Genomic DNA, 23,991 nt, shown 5'->3' on the forward strand with positions numbered 1-23,991 from the left:
ACTTTGCATAAGGGGGTTTATGCTAAGCTTTGCATAAGCCGCCCTGCGGCGTTCCTTCCTCGGTTTCATTAAATACCTTATTATCTACAAATCCAGCTTTGAGCCATCTGCCGATTAGTTCCGTTTCGGGAAATTCTTTGAGTTGTTGCATGATGTAGTCATGGTTCAGAGCGTCGAAGCACCCTTTGAAATCACCCTCAAATATCCATACTTTTTTGTTTTTACCTTTCATGGTATTGAAGATTCTTTCTGCTGCATCATGACAGTTTCTTTTTGGCCTAAATCCATACGATGTGGGGTTAAACCTTGCTTCCCATTGCGGTTCTAATGCCAAACGAGCCACATTCTGATAAACTCTGTCTAAAACGGTAGGTATTCCCAATGGACGGAGTTTGCCATTTTTCTTTTCAATGTATGTCCGGTATGCTGGCTTGGGTTGATGAAGGGACAGACTCATATTCTTCATTTTCATGTACAATTCAAGTCTGTCTTTGGGCGTTAACGCCTTATATCCATCTACTCCGGCAGTTCTCTTACCTCTGTTAAGCTGTGTTACCCTGCGGATCGATACTAACAATGCCGCCTCGCTGTTCATCAGCATTCTTTGAAGGTCTCGTACTTTACGTTTGTCGCCTACACTTTCGGCATGGTATATTCGTTGTTGCAATTTCTCTACATACTCATTGATTTCCTGCCAGTTTATCTGGTCCCAATTAGTAATGAGAGGTCTTGCGGACTTTGTTTCCAAAGTGTTCATCGGCTGTTACCTCTCTTTTAAGAATTCACTTTCCGCTTTATTACCATGTTGTACACCAGTCAGAAGTCTGCATCCTTTGAGTTTATGCCATAGGGCACTATCCACACAGTTATTTCCATTTCTGTTGCCTTTCAGCTTGTGGCGTTCGCTTTCTCTGACCTCCTATATCCTCTGAAGGATTCCGCTTTCCTTACGGTCAGCCTACCATCCTATGATGGACTTCATAGGACTTACCAAGTTCGACTTCTATCAGTTACGAGTGGGTTAGGTTCCTCCAATACGCCGGTAGTCCTATAGGTTGTGCTAAGTGCATTTTAGGGGAAGATGCACTCCTTATACTACTAAACGATAGCAATCATATCCTAACTATCGACTGCGGTGACGACGCTTATAGAGATTCACTTATCATTAACCGATACCACTCTTTCTCTTGCCCTCCAAGGCTTTGGATACTAAGCGTTGGATTAGGCTTTTCCTCATGCAACCCACAAAGGAATTACTCTCTTTGCAGTTTCGGACGAGAATATCCCACACAACTGGAATAGTAGCTTATGCTACACTGATATTTTGCGGAAGAAGTCGCTTCTTGTCGCAGCCCCTGCTCCACACCGTGCACGAAACTTTCGTATTCACACGGCGTTCCATCAACCTAACACTACTTCCTTATATCACAATATTTCCTACTTGTACTCTGAATTTATTCACTTTGGCTATCTGCTTTTTAGATAGTTCAAGCTTCGCCAGTATTTGTTGAATTGTTTCGGATTTGGTTGCATGTATCAATCTGTGAATATCAGGAGCAATTATGACAAGATTACTGTATTTATCTCCTCCGCCAGCAATAATTGGAATGATACGATGGCAATGGAAATCATTTACTTCTAATCTTTTACCGAGTACCTCACACATTCCGCCTTGGGCAGAAAATAAGGATATTCGGTTGTCATTATACTCAATACTTCGGTCTATTACTGGATTTTTGCTTAGGTATATGAATTCGAAACCTGATACACTTTCGATTAGTTGATGAATGAATTTTCTCCCTTCAGGTGTGAATTTGTTTACCATTTTGGAGTGATTCATTGCATTTTTAGTTTTACATGCTGACATGGGGAATATGATGTGACCATGTATATATGTCTTCTTCTTAGCATATCCCTTATACCTTTCCAAGTATAGCTTGCTGGGAGAACCCTTATTGGTAGAGATTGACTTCCACCTGATTTTAATGTTCCTATCAAGCTCATATCCGATTTTTGAGAAGTCTTTAGTACAATGTGTTGCTATACGATAGTAATTTTGAGTTCCAAGAACATAAGAATTGTAGAGACTTACATTCTTGTCTGCTGAATTCTTTTGGATTTTCTTGATAAGATCCTTCCCTTTAGCTATTATTTTCACAACAGCACTGGGTTTGATATTTGAGTTAGCGACTCGTTTCCTTCCCTTAACAACAGCTTTGATTTTGAAGCCGAGGAACTCCGATGATTTCTTGCGCAGGTTTGTAATCTTTGATTTTTCTGAACTTATTTCTAGATTTAGTCTCTCTTTGAGCCAGAGTTTAACTGCGACAAACATCCGTTCTGCTACATCTCTGGTTGGACACATGATTTTGAAATCATCACAGTACCTGATGATATAGCATTCCTTCAGTTTTGACCCTCTGCGTATTGCTCTAATTTTGCCTTCGTTTCTTTTATAGGGGTATGAAGTTTCATAGCTTTCCCATTGATCGCTGATCCACCAATCTAATTCATTAAGGACCACGTTAGAAAATAATGGAGAACACAGACCACCCTGCGGAACACCCTTATTGGGGATTCCTATTCCTTCAATTTCTGCCTTTAACATAGCCGATATAATACAAAGAAGGTTCTTGTCCTGAATCCCCATAGTCCACATCTGTTTAAGAAGCTTTCCATGATCGACATTATCGAAAAATCCCTTTATATCCACATCTACAACAAAATGCAGGTGCTGAATGTTAATCATCCTGTGCATCGTGGCTAGTGCATGCTCTGTCCTTCTAGTGGGCCTAAATCCATAGCTATGATTGTGAAACCTTGCTTCACAGATTGGCTCAAGGATTTGATAAATACACGCTTGAATCAGACGATCGGACATAGTGGGTATTCCAAGAGGGCGATTTTGGCCATTATCTTTTAAGATTTCTACCCGTCTGACCGATTGTGGTGTAAAGTTCTTCAACCTTCTTTTGACCATTGTAATGACTTCTTGGTTGGTCATACCTGCTATGTCTTTGATGGTTAAACCGTCAGTGCCTTCTGTTTTACTCCCTGTGTTAGCCTTAATGTTTCGATAGGCTAATAGGATGTTGTTTTCTTCTACAATTTTTTCGTATAGTTTATTAAACTTTGCACCCTTGAGACTTCTTTCATACAATTCATCAAGTATACTTTGTTGCCCATAATATTCATTGTGGCGCAACTTGGTATTCGCTGTAGTGGTAGCCATAGTCGGCAACACCTCCTTTCGAGGTTAGCCTCTTTTAGTCTCACCAGAACCTATGGAGTGATTTTGTGATCGTAAGTTTTCGTTTATTATAGATTGACTTGGGCCTATCCCTCCGCCACTTATTATCATGGTTTCATTGGTACTGTGGCCCTACTTTCACATTGATAGAGATAAGTTGCCTTATCACCGTTTCATAGAATATAAGTTCTTAACGTCCAATGCTTACCACGTTCCAACATCTTTATCTATGCATATACCTTTAGGTTGTTCCTTTGGGTTTGTAGACTTGATGATGCCTTTAACATCATAAGGATTTTCATACTATATATTTTTACTTTTCCTCGTCTACCAAGCTTTTGCTTGTACTAACATTTCTATTAGCCTAGTGATTCACCCGTACATTCGGAACTTTGTCAGTAGGTTTTGCCTACATTCTTACCATGGATATTTTTTAGACTTCCGCGCTAAACCCGCACTGTTCACCTCTGAACAGGTTTCCAAAAGGTTTTTAATTCCAAAAGGGCAGGGTCACGCGACTTCACCGAGCTCTAGACGCTTCGACGCTTATACATATACACGCCCATCGGAGTATTAAAGGAGCCTTTTTAGGCGTTACCCTATCATTCGACTCATCAAGATGTTAGTTCTCTTTGTATTTCTACAAATGTCTAAACTTTTCATTTAGAAACGTGTCGCACATTTAGCACTACCACGCACTGTAAATGCACTCTGACTGTTTCTCATTTCATTAACAGCATGATCTACACCTGATTGGACTATTCCAATTATTTCATTTAACTTGATTACTGATAAACTAGACTATTCAGCAAGCTTTCTAATTATCTTTGGGATTACTGAACAGAACCCATTTTTCCATATTTCTATGCTAAAATCAGGTTTCACAGCAAGCTTTTCAATAATGCGTTTCTCTGGGTGGCTAATTTTAACCTGCACCTTAGTCCAAGGAGAAGTGGCAATGACACAAAGAAACACAGTCTACGAACAGAACCGTTACAATTGAATGACAAGCTGGCCCCTGTTTTCTCGAATGTGGAAAACAGGGGCCTGTGCATTTAAGACTGAACAGGCTCGTGAAGAGTGCCTCGTAAGTTCTTTGTCTAACTAGTAAATGTCACGGTTCAACTGACCACACCCAGCCTTGTTCTTCTACAATATTGCGTGCCTTCAAATCCCAACCAACTAGTTGACCGTTCAACGACGTCATAACGGTTCCAACGCTCAAACGTCCGAAGGTGAACGCCTGGGCTCTTTCACTTGCTAGATGTGCCAGATGATGAAGCAATTTTTGCTCTCCAAGTTGTAAGAGCTCTAACGTGGCTCGTTCGATCGTTGGAAACTCTGCCAAACGTTTTAAAGTATCGAGATTAACTCCGGCTAATGCGGCATGAGCCAGTAATATTTCCATTCGAGCATCTGCTACACGGTTATGAGTATGGAAGATTCCAGCCGAAACTTTAATGAGTTTTCCGATGTGTCCTAATAAAATCACCTGTTCAATTCCCCGGTAAGCCGCTTCTTCCAATAAAAAGCCAACAAAATTACTCATCTCAACCACGGCTTCAGCAGAGACCATAAAACGTTCCGTCGCGACCCTATACCCATAGTGCCCTGGGGTAAGTACAATAGTTTTATGTCCATAAGCGACTGCCTGCTCCAACTCAGGTAGGATAGAGGTTTTAAACGCTTCCTCGGACATCGGTCGGACTATCCCACTGGTTCCGAGTATAGAAATTCCTCCGATGATCCCTAGTCTTGGATTAAGGGTGCGTAAGGCAGCCGCCTCTCCAGCGGGAACTTCGATAATAATTTCTAGTTCTTCATGGGGAAAGACCTCCCGAACTGCTTCATAGATCATTTTTTTGGGCACTGGGTTAATGGCACTGTCTCCGACTGAGAGTGCCAATCCTTTTTTTGTAACAGTACCAACTCCTTGACCACCTCGGATGTGAACCTCTCCAGATGGTGAAATATAGCGCGCGCTGGCATGGATCTCAAGACCATGCGTAATATCCGCATCATCTCCGCCGTCTTTCAAAATACATGCTCTAGCCTCTGGATATCCAGCGATGCCACCATGGATAGGCATTGTAAAGCGTGCCGAACTCGGAAGTGGAATTTCTATTTGATCAGCTAAGCTGTCTCCTTTAAGGAGCAGACAGGCTGCTTTAGCGGCGCCAGCAGCACAACTTCCTGTAGTATATCCTTCCCGCCAAGTATGTCGATCTTTATCTCGTGCCATAGTTTCTCTCCCATAATCAGATTATTATAATTATCATCCAAATGGAACTACAGTTCAACTCGAACTAGCGAAGCGGAGTTTAGTCACAGTCTATAGAACCCCTAAGTGCAGACTGAAACGAATAAAAACAGCCAACGTCAATAACAGAACAATAAGAGAAAACACCCAGTAATCTCTAGGAGCAAATGAAATCTCTCGCAGCACTGTACATGTCCTCGTCAAACCGTACCCTCGATTAAGCATAGCCATTGATAATGAATTAGCCATCAAAATCGAATTAATAAACATGGGAATCATTATTGGAAAGTATGAGCGAATAGGACCGACAATCCCTTTATCATTAAATCTTGTCCCGCGCGCTTTTTGAGCTTCTAAGATAAATCGTCGTTTTCTATCTAGCGTCGGAATAAATCGTATCTGGATTGTCAACAGTAAACTAGACAGATTTGTTAAGGTAAATGGTTTTATACTCCAGAGGACTAAGGTAGCCTAGTGTTGAATGAATTCGCTTTTCATTGAACCACTTAATATAAGACTTCAATTCATTCTCTAGGTGTTCCAGTGATACAAAGCGTCGGTTTTTCACAAACTCTGTCTTAACTAGTTTGAAGGTAGCCTCGGATACGGCGTTATCATAAGGACAGCCCTTCATACTCAAAGAACGCTGAATATTAAAGGTTGAAATTACTTCATCAATTAGCTGGTTTTTAAACTCGCTGCCACGGTCTGTATGAAACATCCTAATATTATGTAGATTGGACTTCACGCTAGCAAAAGCCCGATATACCAGGGCAGCGTCTTTCGCTTTGCCACAGCTCTGTCCAATTATCTCCCGATTAAATAAATCAACGAGAAGGCAGATATAATGCCATTTGGTTCCTACTCGAACATATGTCAGGTCGCTAACAACGGTCTCCAATGGCACCGCTTTTTCAAATTCCCGATTCAATTCATTCTTGATTTCAGCTTCGTTGCATTTGGTTTTGAATGGCTTATATTGAGCTACTGTGTATGTTGAAACTAAGCCATTTTTCTTCATCAATCGACCGATTCGGCGACGAGAGACTGTTAAATTCTTCTTTTGAAGCTCAATCTTAATCTTTCTGGTACCATAGACCCGTTGATTTGATTCAAAAATCTCGATAACGTGCTGCTCAACATCGTCTTCAACTTCCTGATAGGTTGATTTGTAGTAATAACTACTGCGATTCACTTGTAGGACTTTACACATTGCTGATACCGAGTATTTGTGGGCATTTTGCCTTATCACGTCTACTTTCGTCCCATGATCAGCGCGGCTTGCTTTAAAATATCATTTTCCATCAACAAGCGCTGGTTTTCTTTGCGAAGTTTTATGAGTTCTTTCTGTTCATCACTAAGATTATCTTTTTCACGAAATGAACCTGTTTTCTCATGGTGTTTCGTCCATCTGTCAAAGGTTGAACCACCTATATCATATTCCTTCAGAATTTCGGCTCTCGGTTTGCCGTTCAGATATAACTGAACCATTTGATTCTTGAATTCATCGGTAAAAGATCTTCGTTCTCTTTTGGTCATTGTCTTTTGCTCCTTTGATTATTACTTTTAATTTACAAGACCTTAAGAAAACTGTCCAGTTTAGTGTAGCCTATTCAATCGCTGTTGTCAACATCATAGATACCTCTAGCGGTACCTTCAGCTTATGAAAAAATTGAGTGAAATCATCCATTGACGTGGTCAAAGTCAATACCGAAGAGACGATCATCATACTAAAAAGCCGAAAGATAAACGTCGTGCCCATTAGGAATCCTCCCACGGTTTCTCCTAATCTCTCTCCTGGTAGGGCATAAAAGAGAATCGTTTGGCTTGAAACTCGAGCAAAGCGCTCTGGTGCAAAGCTAAATCCTGTAATTAGAATAATCGATATTAGGGATATAACTTCCTTGTAGCAGACCATGTTGTAACAGCCCCGCAATCCACTCGGCATCTTTTACATCTGTTTTGCGTCCTGGCACATTCTTGATGTGCTTAGCATTGACCACCATTACCTTGAATTCTTCCAGCTCCAGAAGATTGTAAATCGGTTTCCAGTAAGAAGCTGTACTTTCCATCGCCACATGAGTAATGCCTTTGGATTTAAGCCAATCACCTAACGTAATTAAGTCATAGGTCATCGTTAAAAAGGTACGGATTTCTTTCCCTTCGGGAGTGAGCGCACATGCGACAACGTTCTTTTTATGAACGTACAAGCCGCATCAGTGGGTATACATGACATCATTCTATCCTACGTGCTCTCTAAAAGAGGCAACAATCTGTGGTGCACCTGGTCGCTGTGGTCAGTCTATTCGACGAGCTCGAAGCACCATAGAAACCCGACCTACCTTCGCCAGCCAAATAGGTAATTCGACATTAACCAATTTTCATCCTTTCGATGGTGCCGCGCTAGCAGCATGGGGGTCTATTCGCTTATTCTTAACCTCTTTTCTCTCATAATAGACGGGCTTTGAAAATCCTTATGCTCCACTACAATTAGATTTCCGCCCACTGGACACCGGTTAGCATCTTCTACTCTGTTTTCTGAAAAGTTGCGTTGGGTATTTTAGGTGCATCCCTTAAAACGATGTCCTCAGAAACTCCTCGACACATTCGGGTGCAAGTCCACCTTGCAGCGGTGTAAATCTCCAAAAGCTTTGTAAAAACAGGCTCCAGTAAGGCTGAGATCCAAATAAAGCTGCAGAAAATAGAAACAAACTTAAACATGGCATGATAAAGTTTACATTTTTAAAAATCGATAGTTCAATCAATGGATCTTGGGTTCGGCTCTCTAAAAAAATGATATGCAGAAATAGTCCAAGAAACCATATTCAAAGGGGCATGCAGGCTTTTACTGATAGCAGGCAATGCAACATTTACAATAAACAAATCAATATTAAGCAGTAGCACTCCAAGACAAGTAACAGCTAGCGTAAGCCATTTTGACTTTGTATTGATATCATTGTCTTTAGTTAAGTCAGCAACCATATTTTCAAATAAAAATCCCTCTTCCGATAGGTATATTAGTTTTTTATCTACCTAATCGCTTTGCGGTTAACTTTTAGAAACTTCATTGATGGTTCAGTTGTCATCTGAAACCTAGTGAGTACATGTAGGTTCTCCTTTTTACAAAGGGAGTTTTAATTTTGCAGGAGTGCTTTATTGTACTTTCTCATTATAATTTGACTAATAAGCAGAGGTTAACAGTTTTACTTCAATAAAATAGGCGGGTTGAGATTTACAGTACCAAGGCTTCCAGTTTTAAAAACAACTTCTTAAAATCAGCCAATTCCACCACTTCCAAATATTTCTCCTGTGATGCTTGAGCTTCATCCCATTTCGCCCAAGCGTTGACCGATGCGGCTTTGCACAGATTCCACAATAACGAATACTGCGTAACTTTAAGTCCGATTGGTTCCAAAACCTTATCATAAAATTGGTTACCGCCCGTGAAGCTCGCCTTACATTCAAACAATGACAAGAGCTAAGAGATTTAGGATTGCATTTAGCAATATGAGTCATTGTTCACGCTCTTGAAACCGGCAAGATTACATATTCTGATGTTGATCTATAAAATATGATTCATCGATTAATCCGTGAGGGGGAATATTGATAAACTCATCTTCAAGCCATGGTCCATTAACCATCTTATCAATATATCTCAGATTTCCTTGCGCTATTTGATGATCCAATTTCAGTAATTGTCCTATTTCCTTGGACCGCCGCAGATATTTTTCTTCATTCGGAATACCTGTACGGATAAACAATACGCGCTTATAGCTGCTATACATCGTGGCGATAAGTATGGCAGTCATTTTTTCGCCATACTTTTCATAGGTGCGATTATACTCCCCAACAATAGACCCTTCACTATTCGTCCAGCCACATGACATATACAATGTACCTATTTCATCCAAACGGTGTTTCTCATAACTTGCTTGAGAGCCGAGCAGCAGCGGAGTGCATTCATGTACTCGTGGTATTGTCAAAGTAAAGTCACCCGCCCGCAATTTTTTTGCAGCGCCCCCGCATAGCCCGTAGCCCAACACAACTCGCGAATAGCCAATTGAACTATCCAGAATGCTCTGCAATTCCATCCCCAATTTTTCCGGATGATTATGACGTACCTGTGGGAGAAACTCGAATTCAATGTTACGGCCTGAGGCCACGGTAAGCAGTTCTTCTTTCATAACCTCGCAAGCAATTATCTTTAGAGTCATAACATTTTCTCCTTCTCACTCGCATCATTCATTTCACTGATATCCTTGCTTACATAGTACTTGCATACAGACAACTCTCCATGCAATTGCTTATTTTTCACAGGACAATACTACTTGTTATCTTTGCCAACGATTTTGTGTCCACCCGCGAAAATCATGCCAGGAGGGTGAAAGGGTTTCCAAGCTATAAAAGTCAAATATGCAGAAACGATCTGTATATATCTCTTTAAGTCATCTTGACCTGAGGCATGTTTGTCCAAGTATTTGTCGATGCGGCGGGTAAATTCATTGAATATATCAACGTCGACCTGTTCTATGACATCGATACATTCCCTGCTCGTGATCTCCAGAAACGTCTTCTGATTATAATTGGCGACTAAACGGGAAATATACTTAGATCTATCGAAAGGTTGTTGCCGCTCTTGTTCACTAGGCGCGTTTCTTTGGAGAACGTCTTCTATAGAGAAATATAATAACTTTTCCTTTCTAAATCTGCACCAAGACTTGTTCTAATTCCAGTTGATAGATCCCGCATGCCACGAAACATACTTTCATTACGTCAACTCCTAACCTAAATATAGTCTTGAATTTGGTCCTTCATCACTTCCACCTGATGGCCAGAAATCTGAAGCTAAGATTAACACCATTAATTTTCGCTACCTTCATGCAGGCGGAACATCCTTTCGGACAACCCACCTCGACGGTAGGGCTATCATAGTCAAGCTCTTTATTGACTACAAAGGACGAGCGTAGATGAAATAGCCAATGCCTTCGGCATAAGCGAAATTGTTTCTGCCGTAATTTACTATGCCTGCTTTGGTCGCAACCAATCGTTCTGGCAAACTGATCTTATCACCCACTTTGCACCCTAGTTTGCGCAGAAATTCCTGCATCAATTGTGGTCTAGCTCCATTGATACGTTCCGGCGGTGCATTATAACACCTCGCTTGGTAAACTCGGCCTATCTTGTCGGTCAATTCCTTCGGAAAGTTCTATTGCGAATAGTCATAAGCTGTTGTAATAATGGATTTTGCTGTAGGCATCAGCGAACGAGGTTACGCTCCAACCAACGGATAAGCCGGTCCTTTGACATAAAAAGAATACATCACGTGTATATTGGTTAAATCGACGATGTATTCAGGAAAGCTGTCGGCAGGAATAATGCCGACCTGGCTGTGCCCAAGATCTAAGGAAACTCTTTAATGTGTGTTGTTAGCGACATAGTCATTTCTCCTCATTTAATCAAATTGTATTATCGAGTCACCCTTAAAGTGTATATACACTCAATTAATGACAAAAGTGCTTCTCGAATAGCATATCTACCTAACTCCCTAACGCAGATATACAGTACCAGAGCTTCCATTCATTAGCCGTACTCAGTAGAGGCTTGTGCCATTTCTTAAAAAATATGATCGCACAACAGATCTTCACAATAACCCCTGTGGTTTACCCTCCCATGTCTCACGGGGTCCGTATTACCGGCCCTTACATTCCTTCGTTCTACCTTTCAGGGGATGGATCTCTTGCTGGGTCAAATGCCCGTATGGTGTGAATTGCCCTGGCCCTTCCGTACTTCAATTATCCTCAAGTGTAAGAATAAGTTTAAATTAAGTATTAACAAATCAAATGGGTACGTTACTTATGCAGCAAGTTGCTCTTAATGTTATGAGTCTTCCACATAAAGCAATCAGTGATTGTTTTTTCTTCAGGGGATTGATTTGCCTTGTGGTTAAATAACGGTGTATTCTCTGGAATTCAGGGTTTTTGGCAACCAATGGTAAGACGCATCTAAATAGTAAAGCCCTCAGTTGAGGCCTACCTCGCTTGGTTAATGGTGCTTTGCCTTTATTATTAAATCTTTCATTTATAATACCTCCGTTAATTTCATACTATTCTTGCCCATTTTCTTTTTAAGCATATAACAGTATATTCACCAGCCTGTACAGTCGGACAGTTCAATCTTTTAGTTAAACTTATTTTCCCGGCCTTACCATTGTATAGCTTATAACGCCTGAATCAGATATCTTGTCTTCACTGGTTGTCTTAAAGCCATACCTGTAGTAAATATCCAGATTATCAATATCCTGAGTAGCCAGAAAACAGGGCAACCCCTCAGAATCAATTTTTGTCAGCTGCTTTCTTATAAGCTTTGAAGCAATTCCCACGCCTTGTTTTTCTGGCAGCACAACTATGGGTGACAAACTCCAAAAAGGCGGCTGTATGCTTCTTCTCTGAGCGGCGATCAGTACTTTGATAAAACCAATCCACCTATCCTTTACATCAGATGGCAGTTCATTAAGGGAGCCCTCGCCAGTTCTGCTTCCAGAATTGTTCGTATCAGCTGCCAGCTGTGATAGTATCCATGTGGCTGCTCCAATGATTTTGCCATCTTCTTTAGCTAGATATATTTCATCCCTGCCGAGGCTGTTTATTAATCTGATCTGAAATATTTTCCTGAGAAATTCGGCCCTTACTGTGTCATCAGGGGCTATATATTTATGTAAAGTGCCATTTTGGAAAGCCTTTGCAGTAACTAATGAAACCTCCTCCAAATCCTTTTCTTCCATCAACCTGATTTCCATATACTTAACCTCCATTAATTAATCACATTTTTGATTTTACGGTTATTAAGGCGTTACCGATTTTTATTGCCTTTAGTAGCTACTAATTATGGCTGTTTTTTACACGAATCGTTGCCGTACCCCAACTAGGTTAAGTATTCATATATATTAATCATAAAGGTGTACATACACGTTTATGATTAATATTAAGGCACTAATGCCTCGATTTTAGAAAGTAATAGCGTAAAAGTATTCATATCTTCCTTCCCTAAGTATTTTTCAATAAAATTTTGTGCTTCTAACCAAAGCGGTGCCGCTATTTCTAAAATTTCATGTCCTTTATCAGTAAGCTTTAGGCGACGATCCCGAGCACCCTTTGTTGCAATATCTATAATAAGGTCTCTCTTTTCTAATGGTTAAGATTCCTTACAATGGTAGTTCTATCTAGTCTAATCTCCAAAGCCAAACTACTCACGCTTACAGGACCTAGACGCTTTATATTTCTAAGTAATAAATATTGACTTATCTTCAGCCCGCTTGATGCAAGAATTTCATCATAAAATTCAGTAATTGCTTGTGAAGCTCTTCGTAAATTAATACAATTACATGCTGTTGGTTGCTTTTTATAAATTGTCCTATTCATATAATCATCCTTTAATTTTCGTGTATCTGCACTAATATAATAGTACAATAATTATATTTCATCGTCAATGAAATTATAAATATATAACCTTTAATATAATTTAAGGTTATTGACATTGATATAGTCTATGGTTTGGTGTTAGTATACTATTGTGGACACAGAAAGCCGAAAGAAAGACCTGATATTGGCATTATAAACAAAACAAAGATGTAGCACTACTTCAAGATATATTTACCCAACCAAAGTCAGAAGACCTGCCTTTGTTAATGAACGATTAACTCTACGAGCGATAGGGGGTTTCCATAAGTAAGTGTTGTATTCAGGGATATACATAGTTTCTTGGCACTCATCGTCAAGGAACTTTTTTAATTAGGAATAATAGGCAGGTGGAAAAAATGACACTTCAACAGCTTAAATATGCAATTGAAATCGCAAACTGGGGCTCCTTTAATGAGGCTGCAAAGCGTTTATTCATATCTCAGCCCAGCCTTTCCAACGCAATAAAAGAATTGGAAGCAGAACTTAAGATAACGATTTTTGAACGCACCAATAAGGGAATTAGTATTTCTGTAGCGGGGGCAGAATTTCTTGGCTATGCACGGCAAGTATTGGAGCAAACAGAACTGTTGGAAAACCGTTACTTAGATGCGAAGCCATCTCCCCAGCATTTTTCTGTTTCAACCCAGCACTATGCTTTTTCTGTCAATGCCTTTGTAAATCTCATGAAAAAATACGCCTTGGAGGAATATGAGTTTACCCTAAGAGAAACAAAAACCTATGAAATTCTGGAGGATGTAAAAAAACTCCGCAGTGAAATCGGTATTTTGTATCTCAATGAATTTAATTCAAAGGTCATCAATAAGCTTATGAAAGAAAACAATTTAAAGTTTACAGTATTATTTAAAGCTGCACCTCATGTTTTCATCAGTGCTAATAATCCGCTGGCAAAGCAAGAGGGAGTTACGTTGGAGGATTTGGATTCGTATCCCTGCCTGTCCTTTGAACAAGGAGAGTACAATTCTTTTCATTTTTCAGAGGAGATATTGAGTACCTTATCTCATAAAAAGAGTATCCGTGTTAGCGATAGGGCAACTCTGTTTAATCTTCTGATCGGATTAAATGGATATACCATTTCAACAGGCGTTTTAAATGCTGACCTTAACGGAAATAACATCATCGCTGTACCATTAAATATTAATGAAACCATTACTGTCGGATGGATTTCACATAAAAGTGTAGTGCTTAGCAGGCTTGCGACAGCTTATGTGCAAGAACTGGATAAAGTAATTATAAATCTAAAACTTTAGAAACCCATTTACACGTCTAAGCTTAAATTATATGCCTTGTTTCTTACGAAAATGCCCCTCTCCGGCGTCCTGACTCCGTATCCGTGCCTTAAAACTTAAGCTTTAAAGACATAGGGATGCCCGAGAACCACTTTGGGATCTCTCGAATATTCCTTATTCAGAACCTAACTTAACTGACTTTTAAAATTTGATATCCTTTTAATTGAAGCTGCCGAATAACTCGTTGTTCCCTCTCGCGTTCGCGTTCTGCTAAATATTCCGTGCCTAATTCCTTGTATGGCTCCTTGGTAAGCAAGATATGGTAAGCAATTCGAAGAATTAGATGACTAGGGCAAGCAACGCTTTTTTCTTTCGGTGACCACACTGTCGGAATTCTGCGTTCTTTAGCATCGTTAATTTGGGGAATTGCCATTCGGAGGTTAACGCTACTAGATCCCTCTGAATGTAGGAAGCGAAAGAAACACCCTAATTTGTAAAGATACTGATTAATAGTTATTTTCTTAAGCCCTAGTATGGATGTAATAAACCCCGAAGCATGCTGTTTATTGATACCAGAACATGTAGAAACGTTTTGCATTGTTAAGTACTCAATAAAACACTTTACAATAAATACCTTTCTTTCTACCGTTTTAACTGTATTTCTGCTTTGATAGGAATACAAAACAAACCCGCGTATTGCATCTGTAAATCCATCCGGGCACGATGGTTGCTGCTTTTTTCTTTTTCTCAAAATAATGCCATATAATTGATAATCTCCAAGCATTCTGACTGCGCGAAGAGCAATTCTTGTTCCGTACGGAAATTCACCGGAATAATCTGCTGGGTATTTGTAGTATTCCAGGAGAAAGCTTTCACTTAGCTTTTCGGAAAAATGAAGTAAATCCTTTGCTTGTGTGTACGATAGGAGTTTTTGCCATACTGCGTTACATTTCGATATAGTCACAGGACTATACCTAAGCCGCAATAACTCAGATGTTACTGCATTGATCAATTCAGGTAGATTCTTGGTTGATTCCATTAATAATCCCTCCAACATAAAATTTAGAGGCTCAAACATCTTGAACCTCTAAATCTATTTCCTTGATGGAGAGATATTATGCTGAGTATTTATGGTTACAACCTCTGATTTGATGCGGTTTATTACATTTTACTTTGCATAACTACTTTCTTCTCATAATCTGTTCATACTTACTACCGTTTCTATGTGCCTAGCTATAACCTATCTTTCAATTAGAAAACACATGTCTAAGTACCCCTTATATGGAACTATTGTTCAAAAGTTGATTACCAATCTAAAAAATCATAAAATACCTAAATCCTTCTCCAAACATATGGGGAGGGCTTTCGTTATGTGCTTATTTATAGGTAAATATCTACCTTAAGGTACTGCCTTTTTAGCCCCTTCCCGTTTCCATCTGTTCGATCATAGCTAACTGCAACTCAACCCACCCAGCAAATCACTACCCGACACAGCACCTCTTTACCAAGCCGGTACACCTTTCCAAGATCTAGGAATGGGTGGGCGACCCTCAGTAATAAATTTTCAAGTTAAAACTCACCTGCCTGGTTTATCCTCACGAATCGGAAGATTAACCAGCGCTGCAGCAGAAGCTAATACGATGTCAGCGTACCACATCCACAGATAATTTCCATCATGATCCATTGCAATTCCCCCGAGCCAGGCACCCAAAAAACCTCCAATTTGGTGAGTCAGCAGCGTTAATCCAAAAAGTGTCGCCAAATATCTCGTACCAAAAAGTTTCCCAACAATACCTGCGGTTGGTGGTACTGTCGCCAACCATGTGAACCCCAGAGAAGCAGCAAATATATAGAAGGTAAGCGGCGTTTTTGGGGAAATCAGAAACAATCCGATCATTACAGCACGACTGGCATACATAACGGAAAGTATATATTTCATACGATAACGTGTACCAAGGAACCCGGCAAATAGACTACCTGCAATATTGAACAAGCCGATGATCCCTAACGAGGTAGCTGATACACTTGCCGAATGACCCGATAAAGCAACTTCCCCTGGCAAGTGGGTTACCAAAAATGCGACATGAAAACCACATGTGAAAAATCCTGCATGCAGGCATAAATAGCTAGGATTATGCATCGCTTGACGAACTTGTTGCACTAGCCCTCCCTCATGTTTCTCAGAACTAACTAGCTTATCTGATGATAGGTCACTGCGCAACGACGATGCGATGGGAATAGTTAGAAGCGTTGTAGCCGCCATGGTGAGCATTGCAGCAACCCAGCCGAATCCACTAATAATGGCTTGTAATAACGGGGCGAAGATAAACTGTCCGAACGAACCGCCCGCATTGATGAAACCGCCAGCAAAAGCGCGGCGCTCCATAGGTAGTTGTCGAGATGTGGCTCCGATTAAGGTTGAAAAACTTCCCGCTCCGGCACCTGCCGCAGTTAAAACACCCATAGTTAAGATTAGCGACCACTCCGAATTTACCATGGTGGTCAAAGCTAACCCCCCTGCAAGGATGAAAGCTCCCATAACTAGAACTCCATACGAACCTTTTTTGTCAGCGATTGCTCCGAATATTGGCTGGGCTAATCCCCAAATAAACTGCCCAATAGCAAGAGCAAAGCTTATGTTAACGATACTTAACCCCGTAGATGAATTGATCGGCAAAACGAAAAGCCCTGCGGATTGCCTAGCTCCCATCGTGATAGCCAGAATTGCTGCCGAACTTAACATTAGTATCCAAGGTGAACGAGTAGATTTCATCAGCGTCATTAACTCCTTTAATTAATCGTTATCCTCGCCCCCGCGATATTACAACTTCAACCCACCCAGCAAATCAATCAACTTCCATAGCTTCTCTTTCCCAAGCCGTGATGCCCTTCCCTATCTGGGAATGGGCGGGGCGACTGGATAGGAAATGTTGTACTTTGGGGCATTTTTGATTATCCAATGTCTACCCTTGGGTTGTGAGCTGAACACCACGATGCCACACGGCCCGTATGGAGAGCGTGTCGGCGATGTTGGTCAACGGGTCACCCTCAACCAGCAGCAAATCAGCGAGTGCTCCGGGGAAGATCCGCCCCCGGTCGGTGAGCTCGAACCGGCGTGCGGGGGTGGAGGTGGCTGAACGCAGCGCCTCGATAGGCTTCAGTCCCGCAGCGACCAGCAGTTGCAGTTCATGGGGCAGGCTGGCACCGTGAGCAAGTCCGCCAAGGATTGGTATAGGTTCCGACACATCAGAGCCTGCTAAAATGTCCACACCTACTCCGTGGAGAGCTCTGATAGTTGCATAAGCATCTTCGAGCTTTCCTTGTGGATAGACGTTCATACTGCGAGAGAGGGAGTCGAGCCACTTCTTGCTAAGTCTTGCACGTACTCGTTCGTTGGCAGCCATCGTGGCTGCGCTATTACCAAAAGCAGTTGAGAGTGTCACCAAAGTAGGTATAATAAACGCACCCAATGATGCAATATCAGCTATAAGCTCTGGGGTTGGCGAGCAGTCAAAGAACAAGTGTCCCAGCCCATCCACTCCGGCGTCAATAGCTTGCTTTGTCGCTTCGGCAGTCGTGACGTGGACGATAGCAAGCTTATCATGGCGATGCGCTTCATTCACGGCCGCATTCAGGATCTCATTATCTAGTACAGGAAGTCCGGGGAAACCACACATGTTCCGTCCTCAATAAATATTTTGATGTAGTCCGCTCCTCCGGCAATCTGCTTGGCGACGAATTTGACTGCCTCATCAGGGGTCTGGACAAACGGATAACGGAAGAATAATCGTATAAGCAAGTTATTGCTCGAACTCATATATTGAGTTGGGTGACATTCCCGAATGTCATACTTTGGGGCTGCATCGTTCCAACTAACAAGGTTTAGTTCTTTCGACCAGCCTTTTGCTGATTCTGAAAGAACTCCGATTGTTTCTTTGATTTCGAATTTGATAACTTAATGAGTTAAAAAGGGATCTCATACTTACAAAATCTCAAATATTACGAAATTAATCCACTACCCTCTCTCACAAAACCTCTTTTAACAACTCCAATGCACTTTCTTCATCGGAATTATTGGTGCTAAGCTCGCCACGGAAGGCGCGGGCAAGGATTGAATGTTTCATAATGTCAATATTCCCTATTACATCACATAATTTTTTTGCCTTTTGCTCATTTCCAAGGAGTGTATCCAAAGAGCGGACAATTTCTCTTTGTTCTGCCTTTGGAGGAGGCGACACCATATATTTATGAAATTAACTCGAAATAAGAATGTTTTTAGCCCCAAGGATTGACTTTTAGCCCTAAGCTAACGCCTGCTTAATAGCTTTTTTAACATTGTCAGATGATTCATTCGCAAGTCTACTTTCAAGTACACTCCTGGAATCTTGACCACCCATTTTCCCTAATGCCCAGGCAGAATACTCTCGAATCATCTCATCAGGGTTTACTAACGCAATTTCTAAATCTTTGACATATTTTTGATCCTTTGAATTGCCCATAGCAACTGCAGCGTTTCGCATAAAATATCGTTTGTCTTTAATATAGTTATACATGATTGGTTTAATTCTGTTCGTAAAAAATTCATCCGTCATGTTAAGAATTGCTGGCAACGTAATATCCTGCCCGATTTGCTCTATATATCTGTCGACTGCTTTAGGTGTCTTCAATTTCTTTTGATTGAGTGGACAAATATCCTGACATATATCACATTCATGTATTTTACACCCTATAGTTTCTCGTAATTCATAAGGAATGAACGCAGAGATAGAACCTCTTCCGTCTTGTGTCATCCAGTTGTTAAATGAAATACACTTTTTAGGATCCAGTTTAAATGGCTCATAGATTGCCTTTGTTGGACATGCATTTATGCATGCTTTACAATTGGGGGGACATTTACTTTCCATAGTAGGTTGATCATAATCCATTTCCATATCAACAACAATAGCGCTGATGACAATATAAGAACCTGCATCATCTACATAAGCAAAGTTATTTTTACCAAAAGTTGTAACACCTGCTTGGGCAGCTGCCCATCTTGCCGGAATACCAATGTCTGAGTTTACCATGCATCCATTATTAGATAAATAGCTTTTCATCAATTGCAGTCTTGAATAGGCTATCGTACCGGGGAGCGGATTATAACACCTGGCCAGATAGATTTTTCCTATCATTTTTTTAAGTTCTTCAGGAAAATCGTTCTGAAAATAATCCCATATTAAGACAATAACTGATTTCGCTTCTTGCATAATGTTTTTAGGTGTCGCTCCATGAACTGGATTTGTTGTAGTGAAGTTCAAAATATCATACTTATCACCTCTTGAAACAACTTCAGCCACATACTCTGTGAAGTTGTCGGCAGAAGTGATGCCGACTTTAGTGTATCCAATACTTAAACCATATTCTTTTATATCTTTTGATATCATAGGTCACCTCCTCTCCAAACGTGTAATAGCACACGTGCTTATGCTCATAATAACTTATTTAGGAAGTCCTGTACTTCGTTTGCGGCATCCATTATGTATTTGTAATGTTTACTGATAAGCTTAACGAATTCAGCATCCGACAATTTCTTCTTTTACCCTATTCGATCTTTCTCTATCCAGCCTGCATCGTAAGATATATTTTGCTTTATCCTCCCCTATGCGTCCTAGTGCCCAGGCAACTTAAAATCTTGTATATAATTGTACATAATCGGGTGAACTTTTTCTTTGTAAAAGTCCTCTGGCATATGGAGAATTTCATTAAGAGTGAAATTTTGTGATATCTCTTCAAGGAATTCGTCTTTCGGGAATTCGGACTTTAGTATTTTTTGATTTCTCCGACAGGCTTCCTGACATAAATCGCAGCCGTGCACATGAATTCCCATTTTCTCTCGTATTTCCTTGGGAATTACAGCGGGTATATTATTTTTTTCCTGCCTCATCCAGGCATTGAACCCCAGGCATTTATAAGGATTAAGTTTAAATGGCTCATATATAGCGCCCGTGGGGCAGGCATCCATACAAGCCCTGCAATTCGGAGGGCACCGGCAGTCCATCGTGGGCTGATCGTAATCCAGTTCCCGGTCAATCACTATTGTATAAATTGCAATAATGACCCAATCCCTCGCACGTAAGCGAAATTATTTTTGCCAAAGGTTGTTACTCCGGATTTAGCGGCTGCCCAGCGGGCCGGAACGTTGATCTTTGTATTGACTTTGCATCCCTTTGAAATTAAAAATGCTTCCATAAGCTTAATTCTAGCTCCGTTAATGCGGTTTTCAGGAGGGTGATACGATCTGGACAAATATATTCTCCCAATTTTGTCAGTCAAACTTTTAGGGAAATCCTTTTGAACATAATCCCATGCCAGGACAATTACGGATTTGGCGGAAGGCATAAACACTTTTGGGTCAGCGCTTTTCATGGGCACTTGCGGTTGTCGTATCAAGAAATCATAATGCTCATTCCGTGATTTTAATATTTCGGCATAACCAGCGAAATTATCTGCCGAAGTGCATCCAACTGTGCAATATCCTAGATCTAAAGCAAAACTTTTTATATCCTTGGTAAGAGACATCTAGATCCCCCATTTTTCCGTGTGTATACACAATTTTTTTAAAAGATTTTTATACATTCATAATAGGAGTGCTGTCAATCAATCACGCCATCCTTAAAAATGCCCATTTGATAGAACCCGTTCACTTCGTTCTTGGTCCGGTAAGTTCCGTTTGCCGTTTCAAGAACCTTCTCAAAGAGTTCGTTCGCCAGATCAGTACAGGATTCCCCGTTGAGGAGCCTGCCGGCATTGAAGTCGTTCCAACCGGGCTTTTTATTGTATAGAGTATTGTTGGTAGACAAGCGAAAGGTGGGGCCGATGTAGCCTGCTGGGGTTCCTCTGCCGGTGGTGAAGATGATCATTACCGCTCCTGCGGCCACCTGAGCGGTGATGCCGAAGAGATCGTTGCCTGGTCCAATCACGATGTTGAAGCCCTTCTCCCTAATCCTGTCGCCATGTGGAACCACATCCTCGATGACGCTTTTTCCTCCCTTCTGAATGCAACCGAGGGATTTGTCGGCGAGGGTGGACAGTCCTCCCTCAATATTGCCCTGAGTGACATTGAGCTCAGGATTTTCCCCATACTTTCTGAAATAAGCCTTATAGTCTTCGACCATCTTGACAATCTTTTGGAACACCCCTTCATTCCTGGCCCGGTTCATCAGGATATGCTCCGCGCCAAACATCTCAGGAACCTCGGTCAGGTTAATTGTAGCGCCGTATCGGTTAAGCATATCGGTCATCTCGCCTACAATTCTGTTTGCGGTAATGCCGGAGAATCCATCGGAGCCGCCGCAGTTGCAGCCGATGCTCAGCTTCTCAATGTTGAGGGCCTTCCTTTGATCCGCAGAAGCCAAGGTGTACAAGTTCTCGCAGAACTTCATGCCTGTCTCATACTCGTCTCCCTCATCTTGAAGTGTCATAAAGCGAACCCGTTCCTTGTCGTATTCGCCGATAAAAGGCATCATCTGCTTGAAATCGTTGACTTCACAGCCCAGCGACATGAACAACACGCCTCCGAAATTTGCGTTCTTGGAAAGATTCGGAGCACCTTGCTGGTCATATTCAGATCTTCGCCCGATTGGTTGCATCCCGAGGCATGGAGCAGGGGCATAAAGCCGTCAAAATTATCGCGACAGGGGTATTTGATGTTCATCATTTTTGCGAGTTTTTCAGCCGGACCATTTGCACAAAAAACCGTGGGGATAATCGCTCGCTATGTAGTTGCGAATCCCCGCTTCACCGCTGTTTCGTTCATACCCCATAAAAGTTTTATCGGAAAAACCTCTTTTCACGGAATTCTCATTATAGCGATAAGTATAGATGTCCTTAGCCGTGCAGCCCACATTTTGGACATGCACCCACTGCCCCTTCTTGATATCGCTCTTACATACGCCGATAATTTCTCCATATTTCAGAATCGGCTCCTGTTCCTTCATGTCTCTCAGCGCGATCTTGTGCGCAAAAGGGATATCATCTCTCAAGGTTATTTTTTCTCTTTCAAAATCCATTTATTCGCCTTTTTTCAGATCTTCCAGCGCGATAGCTACGGAATCGTCCGGATGTATTTTTATTATCCGCATGTTTATCCCTCCAACTTATTTTTTTAGCCCGGTGCTCAACCTTGTTCAAAATTTCCATAGCGCAAATGACCCAATTCCTTGAAGATGAGCGAGATCATTTTCTCTGAAGATTATCGCCCCGACCTTGGTAGCTGGCCAGCGGTTCCCTCTTTACACTCGTGTAAATACACGAATATCCTTAAAATTTTTATATGTCCGCGATTTGAGCAAGTAATTGAATAAGAAATTGGACATTTTCCGACCCGATTTTTAACTCCACCCCCTTTTGTGCTTCTTCCTGTCGGTCGCAAAGTGCGTTTTGTGTTGGTGAAAACCGGTGAAAAAATAATGATTTTAATGTGTTCCGATCTGACTCTGCACCCAGAGCAAATTATTGTGGCTTACAGTTATCGTTTTAAAATTGAAGTGTCTTTTAAAATGTTGAAACATGTCACCGGTAGTTTTGGTTATCATTTCTGGACAAAGGCTTTACCTAAGCTATCCAGACTTAAAACTAAAACGGATCTTTCCACTGTAAAAAAATTAGCCGAGAAGGAAAGGATTCTTGCGACGACAAGAGCTATCGAAGTGTTCACCTTCTTAAGTTGCATGGCCATGGGAATCTTGACGATAATTTCTCTTACCTTTCCAACCTTAGTTTGGCTAAGGTTTTCGGGTTGGCTTCGGACTAGATCATCAGCACTTCCATCCGTAGAAACCGTTCGCTCGGTGATCCAGCAAGAGCTGTCTTGGAATTTTCGCAATCTCAGTCATTATGCAACTTTATCGAAAATCCAAGACTATCAACGACTGGAGTTTGATGTGCCTGAAAAGATACATGCTTGACATAGTTATAAGGGTTATTGGGCTAATTTCTCATGGGATATTTAGGAAGGTACTTAGAACTCTTGAGTTACTTCTAATAGCTGTTTTATTGTATCAGTTTCTAGAGAAAGCTTCCACGACAAAGGGGTAAGGACTGAATCAAAATTGATATCACTAATGTAAGTTCCTTCACCAGAACGTATTTCTAATAATCCAAGCATTTCAAGAGCACATATGGCTTCCAGGACGGAAGCACGGCTTACCCGCAATCGTTCAGCCAACTCCCGCTCAGATAGTAATCGATCTCCCGGTTTCATTTTGCCCTCAACGACAAGTTTTCGAAGTTGCTCGGCAATTTATTCGTAGATTTTCCGAGTCTTAATGGGTTGAAGTTCCAATTTATCTCGCTCCTTATATTGACGGAACCTTTTTAGATTTTGACCTTCACTTTCGATAAGTGAATTTAAATAACAGGAGTTATGCAGTTGATGGAAATATATAGATAATACATAACTCCAAGAAATCTTAAAAATATTTTAAAAAATCTACAAGAAAGACTTGACTTTTTCAGAAGCCCCCCATAATCGCGAAGGATGGCAGTTTGTCATTACTCTAGCGATTCGGGTGATTTCATGAAAAACCTTTGTAAACCGTCTTTCGAAAAAAGGATCATGGTCAAGGTGCTGGAATTCCGGTACTCAAAACAATCTGGGATTTGTTTGATCTCTCTCTGCTCTTTTCCCAATCCGGAATACGTAAGCATTCTGGAACTCCAACGTAGCTTCTAGCATTTGCGTACATCTGCGGTCTGATCCTTCATGTCGATTCAGCCAATCAAAATGCTAAGTTTTCA

The 23,991-nt window shown here is 41.1% G+C and carries 21 protein-coding genes and 3 pseudogenes; 2 read left to right on the forward strand and 22 right to left on the reverse strand.

Going from position 1 to position 23,991, the window contains the following annotated elements; all coding sequences use genetic code 11:
* Nucleotides 1-22: 22 nt before the first annotated feature.
* The 12 genes and pseudogenes from DHBDCA_RS05785 to DHBDCA_RS05835 all read right to left on the reverse strand — a co-directional run bounded on the left by DHBDCA_RS05785 (nucleotide 23) and on the right by DHBDCA_RS05835 (nucleotide 12,306).
* Nucleotides 23-757, reverse strand: a complete 735-nt coding sequence (locus tag DHBDCA_RS05785) for a reverse transcriptase N-terminal domain-containing protein (protein ID WP_015043256.1) — start codon at nucleotides 755-757, stop codon at nucleotides 23-25.
* A gap of 663 nt (nucleotides 758-1,420) precedes the next feature.
* Nucleotides 1,421-3,232 (reverse strand): group II intron reverse transcriptase/maturase, encoded by a 1,812-nt coding sequence (gene ltrA / locus DHBDCA_RS05790; protein WP_015043257.1) that lies wholly within the window; start codon nucleotides 3,230-3,232, stop codon nucleotides 1,421-1,423.
* 1,132 nt (nucleotides 3,233-4,364) lie between these two features.
* Entirely contained in the window at nucleotides 4,365-5,492 is a 1,128-nt protein-coding gene (gene cbiD / locus DHBDCA_RS05795; RefSeq protein WP_015043259.1) for a cobalt-precorrin-5B (C(1))-methyltransferase CbiD, read from the reverse strand.
* A 90-nt stretch (nucleotides 5,493-5,582) separates the two neighbouring features.
* Nucleotides 5,583-5,921 (reverse strand): energy-coupling factor transporter transmembrane component T family protein, encoded by a 339-nt coding sequence (locus DHBDCA_RS14880; protein WP_242824981.1) that lies wholly within the window; start codon nucleotides 5,919-5,921, stop codon nucleotides 5,583-5,585.
* 7 nt (nucleotides 5,922-5,928) lie between these two features.
* A protein-coding gene (locus tag DHBDCA_RS05800) for an IS3 family transposase (protein ID WP_144020276.1) occupies nucleotides 5,929-7,049 on the reverse strand; the annotation gives its coding sequence in 2 pieces (ribosomal slippage) (nucleotides 5,929-6,800 and nucleotides 6,800-7,049; 1,122 coding nt in all).
* A gap of 70 nt (nucleotides 7,050-7,119) precedes the next feature.
* The gene (locus tag DHBDCA_RS14885; RefSeq protein WP_343205468.1) at nucleotides 7,120-7,458 is read right to left on the reverse strand and encodes an energy-coupling factor transporter transmembrane component T; all 339 of its coding nucleotides are present in this window, start codon (nucleotides 7,456-7,458) and stop codon (nucleotides 7,120-7,122) included.
* Nucleotides 7,397-7,720: pseudogene (locus DHBDCA_RS05815) on the reverse strand (transposase); the annotation flags it as partial. The gene DHBDCA_RS14885 and the pseudogene DHBDCA_RS05815, both read right to left, overlap by 62 nt.
* A 1,022-nt stretch (nucleotides 7,721-8,742) precedes the next feature.
* Nucleotides 8,743-8,925, reverse strand: coding sequence for a hypothetical protein (locus DHBDCA_RS15560; RefSeq protein ID WP_034377760.1), 183 nt, complete (start codon nucleotides 8,923-8,925; stop codon nucleotides 8,743-8,745).
* Nucleotides 8,926-9,052: 127 nt separating this feature from the next.
* Nucleotides 9,053-9,724, reverse strand: coding sequence for a DUF1638 domain-containing protein (locus DHBDCA_RS05830; protein ID WP_015043263.1), 672 nt, complete (start codon nucleotides 9,722-9,724; stop codon nucleotides 9,053-9,055).
* 734 nt (nucleotides 9,725-10,458) lie between these two features.
* Entirely contained in the window at nucleotides 10,459-10,620 is a 162-nt protein-coding gene (locus DHBDCA_RS15425) for a hypothetical protein (RefSeq protein ID WP_015043264.1), read from the reverse strand.
* Between the two features lie 768 nt (nucleotides 10,621-11,388).
* Nucleotides 11,389-11,571: pseudogene (locus DHBDCA_RS15715) on the reverse strand (IS110 family transposase); the annotation flags it as partial.
* Between the two features lie 126 nt (nucleotides 11,572-11,697).
* Nucleotides 11,698-12,306, reverse strand: a complete 609-nt coding sequence (locus tag DHBDCA_RS05835) for a GNAT family N-acetyltransferase (protein WP_015043265.1) — start codon at nucleotides 12,304-12,306, stop codon at nucleotides 11,698-11,700.
* 1,017 nt (nucleotides 12,307-13,323) lie between these two features.
* Between DHBDCA_RS05835 and DHBDCA_RS05840 the strand changes: the two genes are divergently transcribed.
* The gene (locus DHBDCA_RS05840; RefSeq protein WP_015043266.1) at nucleotides 13,324-14,235 is read left to right on the forward strand and encodes a LysR family transcriptional regulator; all 912 of its coding nucleotides are present in this window, start codon (nucleotides 13,324-13,326) and stop codon (nucleotides 14,233-14,235) included.
* 169 nt (nucleotides 14,236-14,404) lie between these two features.
* Here the strand turns inward: DHBDCA_RS05840 and DHBDCA_RS05845 are convergent, their stop codons facing one another.
* The 9 genes from DHBDCA_RS05845 to DHBDCA_RS05880 form a co-directional block, all read right to left on the reverse strand.
* Nucleotides 14,405-15,253 carry a hypothetical protein gene (locus tag DHBDCA_RS05845; RefSeq protein ID WP_015043267.1) on the reverse strand — a complete coding sequence of 283 codons (849 nt, stop codon included), beginning with the start codon at nucleotides 15,251-15,253 and terminating at the stop codon, nucleotides 14,405-14,407.
* 537 nt (nucleotides 15,254-15,790) lie between these two features.
* Complete coding sequence (locus DHBDCA_RS05850) at nucleotides 15,791-16,996, reverse strand: MFS transporter (protein WP_034378738.1); 1,206 nt, start codon at nucleotides 16,994-16,996, stop codon at nucleotides 15,791-15,793.
* A gap of 181 nt (nucleotides 16,997-17,177) precedes the next feature.
* The gene (locus tag DHBDCA_RS05855) at nucleotides 17,178-17,891 is read right to left on the reverse strand and encodes an amidohydrolase family protein (protein WP_015043270.1); all 714 of its coding nucleotides are present in this window, start codon (nucleotides 17,889-17,891) and stop codon (nucleotides 17,178-17,180) included.
* Complete coding sequence (locus DHBDCA_RS15580; RefSeq protein WP_015043271.1) at nucleotides 17,861-18,013, reverse strand: hypothetical protein; 153 nt, start codon at nucleotides 18,011-18,013, stop codon at nucleotides 17,861-17,863. Before DHBDCA_RS15580 ends, DHBDCA_RS05855 begins: the two co-directional genes overlap by 31 nt.
* A 502-nt stretch (nucleotides 18,014-18,515) precedes the next feature.
* On the reverse strand, nucleotides 18,516-19,637 hold the full coding sequence (locus DHBDCA_RS05865; protein WP_015043273.1) for an epoxyqueuosine reductase: 1,122 nt from the start codon (nucleotides 19,635-19,637) through the stop codon (nucleotides 18,516-18,518).
* 224 nt (nucleotides 19,638-19,861) lie between these two features.
* Nucleotides 19,862-20,251 carry a 4Fe-4S double cluster binding domain-containing protein gene (locus DHBDCA_RS15720; RefSeq protein ID WP_343205474.1) on the reverse strand — a complete coding sequence of 130 codons (390 nt, stop codon included), beginning with the start codon at nucleotides 20,249-20,251 and terminating at the stop codon, nucleotides 19,862-19,864.
* 35 nt (nucleotides 20,252-20,286) lie between these two features.
* The gene (locus tag DHBDCA_RS15725) at nucleotides 20,287-20,772 is read right to left on the reverse strand and encodes a hypothetical protein (protein ID WP_051014023.1); all 486 of its coding nucleotides are present in this window, start codon (nucleotides 20,770-20,772) and stop codon (nucleotides 20,287-20,289) included.
* A gap of 74 nt (nucleotides 20,773-20,846) precedes the next feature.
* On the reverse strand, nucleotides 20,847-21,842 hold the full coding sequence (locus tag DHBDCA_RS05875; protein ID WP_256364954.1) for a UxaA family hydrolase: 996 nt from the start codon (nucleotides 21,840-21,842) through the stop codon (nucleotides 20,847-20,849).
* Between the two features lie 81 nt (nucleotides 21,843-21,923).
* Nucleotides 21,924-22,262: a UxaA family hydrolase gene (locus tag DHBDCA_RS05880; RefSeq protein WP_015043277.1), complete on the reverse strand. Its 339-nt coding sequence runs from the start codon at nucleotides 22,260-22,262 to the stop codon at nucleotides 21,924-21,926.
* A 375-nt stretch (nucleotides 22,263-22,637) separates the two neighbouring features.
* On the opposite strand from DHBDCA_RS05880, the gene DHBDCA_RS05885 reads away from it, so the two are divergent.
* On the forward strand, nucleotides 22,638-23,159 hold the full coding sequence (locus tag DHBDCA_RS05885) for a hypothetical protein (RefSeq protein ID WP_144020277.1): 522 nt from the start codon (nucleotides 22,638-22,640) through the stop codon (nucleotides 23,157-23,159).
* A 62-nt stretch (nucleotides 23,160-23,221) separates the two neighbouring features.
* On the opposite strand, the pseudogene DHBDCA_RS05890 reads toward DHBDCA_RS05885, so the two are convergent.
* A pseudogene (locus DHBDCA_RS05890) lies at nucleotides 23,222-23,494 on the reverse strand (GntR family transcriptional regulator); the annotation flags it as partial.
* Nucleotides 23,495-23,991 lie beyond the last annotated feature (497 nt).

The organism is Dehalobacter sp. DCA (assembly GCF_000305775.1).
Classification (GTDB): Bacteria; Bacillota; Desulfitobacteriia; order Desulfitobacteriales; family Syntrophobotulaceae; genus Dehalobacter; species Dehalobacter alkaniphilus.